At 72.7% G+C, this 12,453-nt stretch carries 12 protein-coding genes and 1 pseudogene; 8 read left to right on the plus strand and 5 right to left on the minus strand.

Translation table 11 applies throughout. The annotated features are described in order from the left end of the window. Positions 1-46: 46 nt before the first annotated feature. The 4 genes from N4G63_RS03935 (at position 47) to N4G63_RS03950 (ending at position 3,617) form a co-directional block, all read left to right on the plus strand. A complete protein-coding gene (locus tag N4G63_RS03935) occupies positions 47-1,228 on the plus strand; it encodes an acetyl-CoA C-acyltransferase (protein WP_314599370.1) in 1,182 nt (393 codons plus the stop codon). Positions 1,229-1,270: 42 nt separating this feature from the next. Next, positions 1,271-1,735 (plus strand): MaoC family dehydratase, encoded by a 465-nt coding sequence (locus N4G63_RS03940; protein ID WP_260790266.1) that lies wholly within the window; start codon positions 1,271-1,273, stop codon positions 1,733-1,735. Continuing rightward, on the plus strand, positions 1,732-2,406 hold the full coding sequence (locus tag N4G63_RS03945) for an SDR family oxidoreductase (RefSeq protein ID WP_260790267.1): 675 nt from the start codon (positions 1,732-1,734) through the stop codon (positions 2,404-2,406). The genes N4G63_RS03940 and N4G63_RS03945 overlap by 4 nt, the downstream gene beginning before the upstream one ends. Before the next feature lie 68 nt (positions 2,407-2,474). Next, positions 2,475-3,617 (plus strand): acyl-CoA dehydrogenase family protein, encoded by a 1,143-nt coding sequence (locus N4G63_RS03950; RefSeq protein WP_260790268.1) that lies wholly within the window; start codon positions 2,475-2,477, stop codon positions 3,615-3,617. Between the two features lies 1 nt (position 3,618). Here N4G63_RS03950 and N4G63_RS03955 read toward each other — a convergent pair whose 3' ends face one another. Both N4G63_RS03955 and N4G63_RS03960 read right to left on the minus strand, forming a co-directional pair. Next, positions 3,619-4,254 carry a YitT family protein gene (locus N4G63_RS03955; protein WP_260790269.1) on the minus strand — a complete coding sequence of 212 codons (636 nt, stop codon included), beginning with the start codon at positions 4,252-4,254 and terminating at the stop codon, positions 3,619-3,621. A gap of 62 nt (positions 4,255-4,316) precedes the next feature. Further along, on the minus strand, positions 4,317-4,934 hold the full coding sequence (locus N4G63_RS03960; RefSeq protein WP_260790270.1) for a hypothetical protein: 618 nt from the start codon (positions 4,932-4,934) through the stop codon (positions 4,317-4,319). Positions 4,935-5,086: 152 nt separating this feature from the next. Here N4G63_RS03960 and N4G63_RS03965 point away from each other — a divergent pair, with 152 nt between their 5' ends. The 4 genes from N4G63_RS03965 (at position 5,087) to N4G63_RS03980 (ending at position 10,027) form a co-directional block, all read left to right on the plus strand. Beyond that, positions 5,087-5,806 carry a PEP-CTERM sorting domain-containing protein gene (locus tag N4G63_RS03965; protein WP_260790271.1) on the plus strand — a complete coding sequence of 240 codons (720 nt, stop codon included), beginning with the start codon at positions 5,087-5,089 and terminating at the stop codon, positions 5,804-5,806. Positions 5,807-5,862: 56 nt separating this feature from the next. Beyond that, complete coding sequence (locus N4G63_RS03970; RefSeq protein WP_260790272.1) at positions 5,863-7,608, plus strand: DUF1800 domain-containing protein; 1,746 nt, start codon at positions 5,863-5,865, stop codon at positions 7,606-7,608. Between the two features lie 22 nt (positions 7,609-7,630). Next, positions 7,631-9,085 carry a DUF1501 domain-containing protein gene (locus tag N4G63_RS03975; RefSeq protein ID WP_314599371.1) on the plus strand — a complete coding sequence of 485 codons (1,455 nt, stop codon included), beginning with the start codon at positions 7,631-7,633 and terminating at the stop codon, positions 9,083-9,085. A 423-nt stretch (positions 9,086-9,508) separates the two neighbouring features. Continuing rightward, positions 9,509-10,027, plus strand: coding sequence for an ureidoglycolate lyase (locus tag N4G63_RS03980; protein ID WP_260790274.1), 519 nt, complete (start codon positions 9,509-9,511; stop codon positions 10,025-10,027). 121 nt (positions 10,028-10,148) lie between these two features. Here the strand turns inward: N4G63_RS03980 and N4G63_RS03985 are convergent, their stop codons facing one another. The 3 genes and pseudogenes from N4G63_RS03985 to N4G63_RS28280 all read right to left on the minus strand — a co-directional run. Continuing rightward, entirely contained in the window at positions 10,149-11,357 is a 1,209-nt protein-coding gene (locus tag N4G63_RS03985; protein WP_314599372.1) for an amidase, read from the minus strand. A gap of 7 nt (positions 11,358-11,364) precedes the next feature. Beyond that, the gene (locus N4G63_RS28275) at positions 11,365-11,691 is read right to left on the minus strand and encodes an oligopeptide/dipeptide ABC transporter ATP-binding protein (RefSeq protein WP_443112036.1); all 327 of its coding nucleotides are present in this window, start codon (positions 11,689-11,691) and stop codon (positions 11,365-11,367) included. A 123-nt stretch (positions 11,692-11,814) separates the two neighbouring features. Continuing rightward, positions 11,815-12,381 (minus strand): annotated as a pseudogene (locus N4G63_RS28280) (ATP-binding cassette domain-containing protein); the annotation flags it as partial. Between the last annotated feature and the right edge of the window lie 72 nt (positions 12,382-12,453).

The raw sequence follows: 12,453 nt of genomic DNA on the forward strand, positions 1-12,453 counted from the left end.
CGGCCTGAACGGTCATTTCCCCCACCCATCCCCCAAGGAGCACGCCATGGCTGCCGATCCCATCGTCATCGTTTCCGCTGCCCGCACGCCCATCGGCGGCCTGCTGGGTGATTTCGCCCCGCTGGCCGCGTGGGAGCTGGGCGCGGTGGCGATCCAGGCCGCGGTGCAGCGCGCCGGCGTGCCCGCCGAAGCCATCGACGAGGTGCTGATGGGCAATTGCCTGATGGCCGGCCAGGGCCAGGCGCCGGCACGCCAGGCGCTGCGCCGCGCCGGCCTGCCCGATTCAGCCGGGGCGGTGACGATGAGCAAGATGTGCGGCAGCGGCATGCGCACGATGATGTTCGCGCACGACATGCTGGCCGCCGGCAGCGCCGACGTGATGGTGGCCGGCGGCATGGAGAGCATGACCAACGCGCCGCACCTGATGTTTGCGCGCAAGGGCGTGCGCTACGGCGCGGCGCAGATGTTCGACCACATGGCCATGGACGGCCTGGAAGACGCGTACGAGCGTGGCAAGGCCATGGGCGTGTTTGCCGAACAGTGCGTGGCCAAGTACGGCTTCACGCGCGAGGCGCAGGACAATTTCGCCATTGCCAGCACCACGCGCGCCCGGCAGGCCAACGAGGACGGCAGCTTCGATTGGGAGATCGCGCCGGTGACGTTGCCCGGCAAGACCGGCGACACCGTGGTCACGCGCGACGAGCAGCCCTTCAAGGCCAAGCTCGACAAGATTCCCGGCCTGAAGCCCGCGTTCAAGAAGGACGGCACGATCACCGCCGCCAATGCCAGCAGCATCTCCGACGGCGCCGCCGCGCTGGTGCTGGTGCGCGAATCCACCGCGGCGCGCCTGGGCCTCGCGCCCATCGCCCGCATCGTCAGCCAGGCGGTGCACGCCCAGGCGCCCGAGTGGTTCAGCACCGCGCCGGCCGGCGCCATCGACAAGGTGCTGAAGAAGGCCGGCTGGGACGCCAAGAGCGTGAACCTGTGGGAAGTGAACGAGGCCTTTGCCGCCGTGACCATGGCCGCGATGGCCGAGTTCAAGCTGCCGCACGAGATCGTCAACGTGCATGGCGGCGCCTGCGCGCTGGGCCACCCGATCGGCGCCTCGGGCGCGCGCATCGTCGTCACGCTGCTGGGCGCCCTCAAGAAGCAGGGCCTGCGCCGCGGCGTGGCAGCCCTGTGCATTGGGGGGGGTGAAGCCACAGCCTTGGCATTGGAGATGCTCTGAGCTCTATGCTCGCCCTGTAACCTAAAAATACAGGGAGAACCCTTGGATACACGAGTCAACCCGCCGATGATTGCCGCCGAACAAGGTGAACGCTGCCAGCGCACGCTGCGCTTCAGCCGCGATGACATTGCCGCCTTTGCCCAGTTGTCGGGCGATGCCAACCCGCTGCACCACGATCAGCAGGCCGCGCTGCGTGCCCGGCATGGCGAGATCATTGCCAGCGGCCAGCAGGTGTCGGCCATGCTGATGGGCCTGGCGGCCAGCCATTTTTCGCGGGCCGGCGAAGGTTTCACGCGCGAATACCTGTGCCTGAACACCAATTTCGCCTTCAAGGCACCGGTGTTTGCCGACCAGTCGCTCGAGCTCAGCTGGGCCGTGACCGAGGCCGAATGGCATGAGCGCCTGGGCGGCTGGCTGGTGCAGGCCCATGGCCAGGCCGGCGTGCGCCTGGCCAAGCCGGCGGTGGTGGCGCGCGGCACCTTCCTGGTCAAGCCGGTGCCGGTGTGAGCCCTGCGCAGGTGCTGGTGGTCGGTGCCTCGCGCGGCATCGGCCTGGAGCTGGTGCGCCAGTACCGTGCCGACGGCGTGCCGGTGGTCGCCACCGCGCGCGATGACGCCGGCCTGGCGCGCCTGGCCGCACTGGGCGCCCGGCCGCTGCGGCTGGATGTGGCCAGCGCCGCCGGGTGCGCCGGCCTGGCCTGGCCGATCGACGGCGAGCAGTTCGACGCCGCCTGGCTGGTGGCCGGCATCTACGGCCCGCGCAGCCAGGGCCTGCAGGCGCCCACCGAGGCCGAGTTCGACCAGGTGATGCACACCAATGTGCTGGCCGCCATGCGCCTGCTGCCGCAGCTGGGCGAGGCGCTGGCGCCAGGCGGGCGGCTGGCGGTGATCTCGTCGCGCATGGGCTCGCTGGGCCTGCGCCAGAGCCCCGCCGGCTGGCTGTACCGCGCCTCGAAGGCGGCGCTCAACTCGGTGCTGAAGGATGTCTCGCTGAGCCTGGCCGGCCGCGCCATCTGCGCCGCGCTGCACCCCGGCTGGGTGCGCACCGACATGGGGGGTGGCGGCGCCGACCTCACGGTCGAGCGCAGCGCCGCCGACCTGCGCGCCACCGTGGCCCGGCTGACGCCGGCCGACAACGGCGGCTTCTTCAACCACGACGGCCAGCCACTCGCCTGGTGAGGCCCGCGCCGCGCGCGCCACCCGGCCGCGCCGGCCCTCCCCCAAAACATCCCCAGGAGACCCAGCCCATGCTGTTGAGCGACGACCACGTGGCGGTGCAGGACGCCGTGCGCAGCTTTGTGCAGGCCGAGATCGCGCCGCATGCCGCCGCCTGGGACAAGAGCCACCAGTTCCCGGCGGCCCAGCTCAAGGGCCTGGCCGCGCTGGGCTGCTACGGCGTGGCCGTGCCGCAGGCCTATGACGGTGCGGGGCTCGACTACCTGGCGCTGGCCGTGATCCTGGAGGAGATCGCCGCTGGCGACGGCGCCACCAGCACCGTGGTCAGCGTCAACAACTGCCCGGTGTGCTCGATCCTGATGGCCTGGGGCAGCGAGGCGCAAAAGCAGGCGTTTCTCAAGCCGCTGGCGCGCGGTGACATGCTGGGCGCGTTCTGCCTCACCGAGCCGCATGTGGGCAGCCAGGCCGACGGGCTGAAGACCACCGCCGTGCGTGCTCAGGCTGGCGATGGCGACGGCTACGTGCTCAACGGCGTCAAGCAGTTCATCACCAGCGGCAAGAACGGCGATGTGGCCATCGTCATGGCGGTCACCGACAAAGCCGCCGGCAAGCGCGGCATCAGCGCCTTTCTGGTGCCCACCGGCACGCCCGGCTACACCGTGGCGCGGGTGGAAGACAAGATGGGCCAGCATGCGTCCGACACGGCGCAGATCGTGTTCGAGAACTGCCGCGTGCCCGCCGCCAACCGCATCGGCCAGGAGGGCGAGGGCCTGAAGATCGCGCTGTCGGGCCTGGAGGGCGGGCGCATCGGCATCGCCAGCCAGTGCGTGGGCATGGCCCGCGCGGCGTTTGACTGCGCGCTGGCCTATGCCAGGGAGCGCCAGGCCTTCGGCACGGCCATCTTCAACCACCAGGCGGTGCAGTTCAAGCTGGCCGAGATGGCCATGCAGATCGAGGCCGCGCGCCAGCTGATCTGGCATGCCGCCGTGCTGAAGGACGCCGGCCGCCCCTGCCTGAAGGAGGCCGCGATGGCCAAGCTCAATGCCAGCGAGATGGCCGAGCGCGTGTGCTCGGCGGCCATCCAGGTGCTGGGCGGCTATGGCTATGTGAGCGACTTTCCGGTCGAGCGCATCTACCGCGACGTGCGCGTGTGCCAGATCTACGAGGGCACCTCCGAGGTGCAGAAGATCTTGATCGCGCGGGCGCTGGCCTGAATCACACCCCCAGGTAGCGCCCGGGGCGGTGGTTCAGCGTCAGGATGGCGCCGATGGCCACCGCGCCCAGCACCGACTGCAGCACCCGCAGCGGCGGCACCACGGCCAGCGCGGCCAGCACCACGGCGATGTCCACGGCCATCTGCACATGGCCGGCGCGGATGCCGCGCGAGCGCTGCAGCCACTGCGCCACGATGTTCACGCCGCCCACGCTGGCCTGGTGGCGCAGCAGGGCCAGCAGGCCGAAGCCGATCAGAAAGCCGCCCAGCACCGAAGCCAGCCAGGGGTTCAGCAGCTCGAAGCGCACCACCCGCGGCGCCAGCGCGGTGAACAGCGACACCGCCGTCACCGCGGCCAGGCTCTTGAGCGTGAACTCCGGCCCCAGCCGCCGCCAGGCCAGCAAGAAGAACGGCAGGCTGAACAGCCAGAAGCAGGCCGCCAGGCTCCAGCCGGTGGCGTAGCTCACCAGAAAGGCCACGCCGGCCACGCCGCCGGTCAGCAGCCCGGCATTGGCAAACATCACCAGGCCCAGCGCCACGAACAGCGTGCCGGCCAGCAGCGCATGGCCGTCGTCCAGCCAGCTGTGCAGCGGCGCCGGGGCGGGGGCGGGCGTGGGGGCGGGCGTGGGGGCGGCCATGCCGGCTTCTAGCATGCGGCGTGCCGTGCGCCGTGCACTGCCGGCGCGGCCGCCTGGCCGCGTCAATCCTTGGGCAGGTACAGCCGGTCGGAGTAGGTGGCCAGCCAGTGCGGCCGGAAGGCCACGAAGATGGCCGCGAACATGCCGGTCAGAAAGGCCTCGCCGCTGGCCGACAGAAAGCGGCCGATCAGCAGGTCGGCCGGCTCGGTGCCCTGCGGCGCGCCGGTCAGGGCCAAGGCCAGCGCACCCGCCAGCGCCGCGGCGATCCAGGTGGTGAAAAAGCCGCGACCCAGGATGTAGATGAACAGGTGCCCGGGCAGCCAGCGCCGCAGCGCCGCGCCCAGCAGCAGGGCCAGCGTGCCCGGCACGACGCCCAGCCACACCAGCCGGTGCAGGCCTTCGTGCCAGGGCAGGTCGCCGGCCAGGGTCATCAGCAGGGCCACCGGCAGCAGCGCCAGCATGGCCAGCGGCCAGCCGGCCAGCAACACCAGCAGCGAGGCGCCCGACAGCGGCTGCACGATGGGCGCACGCGCCAGGTGATCGGCCGCCCACAGCAGCGGCAGCGTGGCGCACCAGGCCAGCCAGGGCCACGGCGGGCCGCCCTGGCCCACGGCGCGCCAGGGGCGCAAGGCCAGCGCCAGGGCCAGGGCTGGCAGCGCCAGAAACAGGTTGATCAGCACCCGCCGATTGTGGGTGCGCAGCCCCGGCCGCCCCTGATCTGGCGCAGGCGGCGGCGGGCCCAGCGGGCGCTGCGCCCTGAAACGTCTGGTTGCAGTGTTTCGGTTCGGACACCGTACGGTGCCGCCCATCCACGCAGGCACAGGAGGATGGGATGGCAAGGCAGACATGGATTCGCGGCGTCGCCGCAGGCGCATTGGCTCTGGCGGCGCAGGCCGCGCTGGCGGTGCCGCAGGTGATCAGCGCGGCGCAGCTGATGCTGGTGGCGCCCGACAGCGGCCAGGCCCAGTTCGACACCGCGGACGGCTGGCTGCGCGTGAGCGAGCAGATCACGGCCACGATGACTGGCAGCGAACTGTTCGGCTTTGAAGGCCTGTGGCTGGGCAGCGGCGGCGATTCCGGCCACTACAGCCTGAGCAGCCAGCGGGCCTTGGCCTGGCTCTCGCTGGACCTGATCGCGCTCAGCGCGGTGGCCGGCGAAGGCACCGAGACGCTCGCAGGCTTTGCGGCCGATGCGCCGGGCAACCTGTCGGTCAGCAGTGCCGACGGCAGCGCCAGCCTGGTGGCCAACAGCCTGGTGCCCACCGAGGAGGACGGCCGCGCCACGCTGACCTTCACGGCGATGGGCAGCGACGGTTTCAACGTCTTCTATTTCCACCACGATCAGCCGGTGCCGCTGCAGGGCTTCGTGCTGCAGCAAATCCGTTTCGAGACGGTCAGCCCGGTGCCCGAACCGGCCAGCGCCGCGCTGTGGCTGCTGGGCGCCGCGGCATTGGCCGGGCGCCGCTGGCGCGGCCGCCAGGCGCTGCCGACGCCCCCCGGAGCCGGGGGTTCGGGCGCTCAATCTGTATCTGTTGGTGCAGGCCGCTCATGAGCGCGCCGGGCCGCCCCAAGGGTGAATACCGGACGGCACAGCCTGGAGGTTCTCCAGTGTGCGCGCACCGACACGCACCGCGCCTGCTGCTGTCGGGTGCCCTGGCCCTGCTGCTGTCCGCCTGCGGTGGCGGCGGTGGTGGCGGTGAGGCCTCCAGCCAGGCCAGCGCGGCCGACGAGGGCACCAAGTCGATCGCCGCGGCCGCCACGCCGCTGCTGGCCACCCAGCGCGATGCGGTGCGTCTGGCCGACCAGGCCAGCTTCGGTGCCAACGAGGCGCTGGTCACCGCCATCCGCACGGCCGGCACCGAGGCCTGGGTGGCGGCGCAGCTGACCACCAGCGGCTCGAGCTACACCCGCGGCGGCGATGCCCGCATCGACCGCACCGCCGACGGCGTCGACCCCTGCGCCGGGGCGGGCGACACCTGCTGGCGCGACTACTACAGCACCGAACCGCTGCTGTGGGACTTCTACCGCAACGCCATCGGCCGCTCCGACCAGCTGCGCCAGCGCGTGGCCTTTGCGCTGGGGCAGATCCTGGTGGTGTCGGCACACGAGGTGTCGGGCACCTACGGCTGGCGGGTCTATCACAACGCGCTGCTCAGCAACGCCTTCGGCAACTACCGCGAGGTGCTGCGCAAGGTGACGCTGTCGCCGCTGATGGGCGAGTACCTCGACCATGTCAACAACGACAAGCTGGCGCCCAACGAGAACTTCGCGCGCGAGCTGCTGCAGCTGTTTGCGCTGGGCACCTGCCAGCTCAATGCCGACGGCACGCTGGCCGGCAGCCGCTGCCTGCCCACCTACGACAACGCCACCGTGCGCGCCTATGCCTATGCGCTGACCGGCTGGAGCTATCCGGCCGGCGGCAGCTCGCAATGGGGCTGCTGGCCCGAGGGCGCCAACTGCCGCTACCTGGCCGGCGACATGGTGGCCAAGCCCGTGCTGCAGGACAACCAGGCCCGCAGCCTGCTCGGCGGCGTGACCGTGCCGGCCAGCCGCACGCCGGCGCAGGCGCTGAACCTGGTGCTCGACTCGCTGATGGCCCATCCCAACATGGCGCCCTTCATCGGCCGGCAGCTGATCCAGCAGCTGGTCAAGAGCAATCCCACGCCGGCCTATGTCAAGCGTGTGGCCACCGCCTTCAGCAGCGGCCGCTTCCTGAAGGGCACCCGCAGCTTCGGCACCGGCACGCGCGGCGACCTGGCAGCCACCGTGGCTGCAGTGCTGCTCGACAGCGAGGCGCGCAACAGCGCGCCGCCGCTGGTGGCCGAGAAGCTGCGCGAACCGGTGCTGATGATGACCGGCGTGCTGCGCGGCCTGAACGGCCGCAGCGATGGCGCCGCGCTGGGCTGGTGGTGGGGCGAAGGCCTGCGCCAGCATGTCTTCATGTCGCCCTCGGTGTTCGGCTTCTACCCGCCCAACTACCCGGTGGCCGGCACGCGGCTGGTGGGGCCGGCGTTCGGCGTCTACAACGCCAACACGGCGTTTGCGCGGCTGAACTTCATCAACGCCCTGCTGTACTGGGACGGCTTTGCGCCCGAAAGCAGCGTGCCCGGCGCGCTGGGCACCGGGGTCAACCTGGCGGCGTTTCGCGCCGATGCGGCCGATGCCACGCTGCTGGTCGAGCGCCTGGTGGCGCTGGCCACCGGCGGGCGCCTGAGCGCGGCGGCCAAGGCGCGCATCGTCGAAGCGGTCAACGCCTGGCCCACCACCGACGCCGGCATCGACTGGCGCACCGAGCGCGTGCGCACGGCGGCCTACCTGGTGTACGCCTCGCCGGCCTACCAGGTGCTGAACTGACGCGGCCGACCAAGGACACGACATGAACGCCAAGAATTCCTCCCGCCCGAACCCGCTGCTCTCGCGCCGCCGCCTGCTGGGCTGGGGCGGTGCCCTGTCTGCCGGCGCCGTGGGTGCGCCACTGCTCGGCCCGCTGCTGGCCGGAGGCGGCGTGCAGGCCGCCGCCGACGACTACAAGGCCCTGGTCTGCCTGTTTCTGTACGGCGGCAACGACGGCATGAACATGGTGGTGCCGCGCGACGCCACCCGCCACGCCCAGTACGCCGCGGTGCGCGGCCCGCTGGCGCTGCCGCGCGCCAGCCTGGTGCCGCTGGGCGCCGACCTGGGCCTGCACCCGGCCATGGCCCCGCTGGCCACCGCCTGGGCCGATGGCGCGCTGGCGCCGGTGCTCAACGTGGGCCCGCTGTACGCGCCGCTGAGCAAGGCGCAGTACCGCGCCGCGGCGTCCGGCGATGTACTGATCCCCGAGAGCCTGTTCTCGCACTCCGACCAGCAGATGCAGTGGGAGTCGGGCGGCACGCGCTCGATCGAGCGCACCGGCTGGGGCGGCCGCGCCGCGGCGCTGATGGCCACCACCAACCCGCCGATCAGCTTTGGCGGCAATGCGCACTTCACGCTGTCGGACCTGCGCGCGCCCTGGGTGCTGCCGGGGCCGGGCTCGGCCTTCGGCGCCGAGGGCTTCTACGACTGGAGCCCGGTCACCGCCCGTCGCGCCGCGCTGAACGCGCTGTTCGCCGAGGCGCAGAAGAGCCCGCTCACCGAGGCCTATGCCGGCGGCATGCGCGAGGCCTTCGAGATCGAGTCGCGGCTGGCGCCGCTGATCGGCGCGGCGGTCGATCCGGTCAACGACCGCAGCGGCATCGCCCAGGCCTTTGCCGGCCAGATCGACGCCGCGGGGGGCTACTTCACCAACCAGCTTGGCGCGCAGCTGTACCAGGTGGCGCGCTTCGTCCATGCGCGCAGCACGGTGCGCGGCACGCGGCAGGTGTTTTTTGTGCAGATGGGGGGCTTCGACAACCACTCGGGCCAGGTGGGCACCACCGCGATGGACGGCACCCATGCCGACCTGATGGCCGAGATGGCGGCCGGACTGGCCGCCTTCTGGCAGGCGCTCAAGACCATCGGCATGGGCGATCGCGTGACCCTGTTCACCGAGAGCGACTTCGGCCGCACCTTCGCGCCCAACGAGACCGCCGGCACCGACCATGCCTGGGGCAACCACCAGCTGGTGCTGGGCGGCGCGGTGGCCGGTGGCCGCAGCTACGGTCGCTATCCCACGCTGGCCCTCGGCGGCCCTGATGACGTGGGCGTGGACGACTGGGAGCTGCAGGGCCGCTGGATCCCCGGCCTGTCGGTGGACCAGTACGCCGCCACGCTGATGCGCTGGTGGGGCCTCGGCGAAGGGCAGCTCGACACCGCCCTGCCCAACCTGGCCAACTTCGGCAGCGCGCGCAACCTGGGCTTTCTGCGCGCCTGAGGCGGCGCGGGCAGGCCCGGCCCGGCGGCGTCTCGGCCGTGGCGGGCCGGCGCGGCCGGCGCAGGCGCGCGTCCATGTGTGGCTGGGCCAGGTGGACACGCTCTGGTTCAGCAACAACAGCGCGGTGGGTGGCGTGATCCACCGCAACTGGGAGCCCGCGGCGCCGTTCAACGACGCCGCCACAGCATCCTGATCGACGGCCTGGCCGGCCGCGGCAACCGGGCGCAGGTGTCGTGGATCTCCTACCTGGCGCCCTCGCCGTTCTGCAGCGGCAGCGTCATTTGCGGCAGCGTGGGGCCGCGCATGGGTTGCCTGGCACTCGGCGCGGCCGGCGCTGAGCTGCGAGAACGGCCGCGGCGGCCACCGCAAGCACGGCGGCCGCGGCGGCCAGCGGCCTGGCGCGGCGCTTGCATCGCGACCGCCATGTCCACCGTCAACGCCTTGCTTCATCCGCAGCCGCTCACGGCCGCGGCCTTTGCGCCCTATGGCCGCGTGCTGCAGGCCGAGGCCGGCGCCCTTGCCGGCGCGGAAACCCTCAACGCCGGCACCGCCCAGCGTGTGGAGCTGGTGCCCGATGCCCGCCTGGGCGCCGGCGCCGACCGGCCGGTGCTCGCGCTGATGCGCGCGCAGGCGCGCACGCTGCCGCTGGCCATCACCGAGCTCGAGCGCCACCGCCTGGGCAGCCAGAGCTTCGTGCCGCTGGGTGCGCCGCGGCGCTTCGTGCTGGTGGTGGCGCGGCCAGGGCCGGCGCCGACCGATGCGGCGCAGCTGGCATGTTTTGTCACCGATGGCACGCAGGGCGTGTGGCTGGCGCCGGGCACCTGGCATCACGCGCTGCTGGCGCTGGATGCGGGCGACTTCCTGGTCATCGAGCGCCGCGGCGAACTGCCCGACTGCGACACCGTGGCGCTGGCGCAGCCGCTGCAGCTGGCGCTGTCGTAGCAGGCCTCCGGCGCCTGGCAGCCCCCACGTCGCTGCGCTCCTGCGACCCGAGGGGGCCTCAGCCCCTTGGGGCGGCCCGGCGGGATCGGGCCGGCCGCTCAGGCGCTGAGCGCGCGCCGGCTCACACCCCCACGCCGGCGGCGGCCAGCCGCTCGGCCAGCGCCACCAGGCTGCGGTCAGACCCGCGCGGGCCCAGCAGCGACAGGCCCATCGGCGCGCGGCCGCCCGCGGCATCCTCGCGCCACAGCAGCGGCAGGCTCAGCTGCGGCAGGCCGGTCAGGCCGGCCAGGCACAGCAGGCGGATGGCGCGGTTGCGGTAGTCCTCCAGCGCGCTTTCGGGTGCGGCGCGCAGCGGCGCCACATCGGGCATGGTGGGCAGCAGCAGCACGCCATCGTCGCCCAGCAGGTCGTCGAGCCGGGCGCTGATGGCGCGGCGGTGCACCCAGGCCGCGGCCACCTGGGCATCGCTGACCTGGCGCGACCAGGCAAAGCGCTCGGCCACGCCGGGGCCCAGCGGCGGCGCGTAACGCTCGATCAGCGGGCCGTCGGTCATCCAGGCCTCGCGGCCCTGCAGGTGGCGAAAGTGCCAGTACATCGCGTCCAGGCTCTCGTGCACCACGTCCACCGGCGTGGCGCCGCCCAGCACGGCCTGCACACGGCCGGCGGCGTCTTTCACCGCTGGTGCGGCCTCGGGCACCAGCAGGGTCCACAGCGCGGTGGGCCACAGCAGGCGCACGCTGGCCGGCAGGGGGCGGGCGTCGGCGCCCAGCAGCACCTCGGCCACGCGGGCAAAGGTGGCGGCATCGCGGGCAAACCAGCCGCAGGTGTCGAGGCTGGGGGCCAGATCCAGCGCACCGTCCAGGCTCACGCGGCCATGTGTGGGCCGCAGGCCCAGCAGGTGGCAGTGGCTGGCCGGCGCGCGCACGCTGCCGCCGGTGTCGGTGCCCAGCGCAAAGTCGACCAGGCGGTTCGACACCGCCGCCGCCGAGCCCGAGCTCGAGCCGCCGCTGATGCGCTCGGGTGCCGCGCCGTTGACGGGCGCGCCGAAGTGCGCGTTCTGGCCGTTCATCGAGAACGCCAGCTCGTCGGTGACGGTCTTGCCGGCAAAGGCCGCGCCGGCATCGAGCAGGCGCTGCACCGTGGGCGCGCTGCGGGTCTTGATGCCCGACAGGGCCAGCACGATGGGGTTGCCGCCGCCGGTGGGGTGGCCGGCTACGTCGAACAAGTCCTTCACGCCAAAGCGCAGGCCGGCCAGCGGGCCGCTGGCGGCATGCGGCACCGGTGCCTCGGGGTAGGGCACGAAGGCGTGGGCGGGGTCGTGCAGCGGCATGGCGGGTTCAGGCCTCGGTGGCGGTGGGCGCGGGAGATTCTGCGGCCGTGGCATCGCTGCGGTGGCAGCGCGCGATGTGGCCCGCGGCGATGGTCACCGCCGGCGGCAGCGCCTCGCGGCAGGCCGGGGTGGCCAGCGGGCAGCGCTCGGCAAAGGCGCAGCCGGGTGGCAGGGCGGCCAGGTCGGGCGGGCTGCCGGCAATGGTGGGCAGGCGCTGGCCGCGCACCATGGCGCCATGCTGGCGGCTGGCCAGCAGGGCTTGCGTGTAGGGGTGGCGCGGGCTGCGGATCAGCTGGCGCACCGTGCCTTCCTCGACGATGCGCCCGCCATACATCACCGCGATGCGGTCGGCCACCTCCACCGCGGCGCCGATGTCGTGGGTGACGAAGATCACCCCCAGGCTCAGGCGCTGCTGCAGCTCGCGCAGCAGCAGCAGCACCTGGATCTGCACCGTGGCGTCGAGCGCGGTGGTGGGCTCGTCGGCCAGCAGCAGCTGCGGCCGGCAGGCCAGGGCCAGGGCGATCATCGCGCGCTGGCGCATGCCGCCGCTCATCTCGTGGGGATAGGCCGCCAGCCGCCGCTCGGGGCTGGGAATGCGCACCTGCTCGAACAGCGCCAGCGCGCGCGCCTTGGCCTCGGCCGCGCTCACCGGCTCGTGGCGGCGGATGGCCTCGACGATCTGCGCGCCCACGGTGTACACCGGGTCGAGCGCCAGCAGCGGCTCCTGGAAGATCATGGCCGTGGTCTTGCCGCGGTAGGCGGCCAGCGCCCGGCCCTGCAGCGCCAGCACATCGGTGCCGGCCACCTGCACCTGGCCGCCGATGGTGGTGCGGCGCTCGGGGTGCAGCTTGAGCAGGGTGCGCAGCGTGACGCTCTTGCCCGAGCCCGATTCACCGATCAGCGCCAGCACCTCGCCGCGCTGCACGCTGAGGTTGACATCGCTGACCGCCCGCACCGGCCGGCCCTTGGCGCCGCTGCCGGCAAAGGTGACCTGCAGGTTCCTGATCTCGACCAGCGCCGTCATGCCTGCCCCTCGCCCGACGGGCAGGTCGGCCGGCCCCCCGCGGGGACGGCGGGCCGGCCTGGGCGCGGCCCG

The organism is Aquabacterium sp. OR-4 (assembly GCF_025290835.2).
Classification (GTDB): Bacteria; Pseudomonadota; Gammaproteobacteria; order Burkholderiales; family Burkholderiaceae_C; genus Pseudaquabacterium.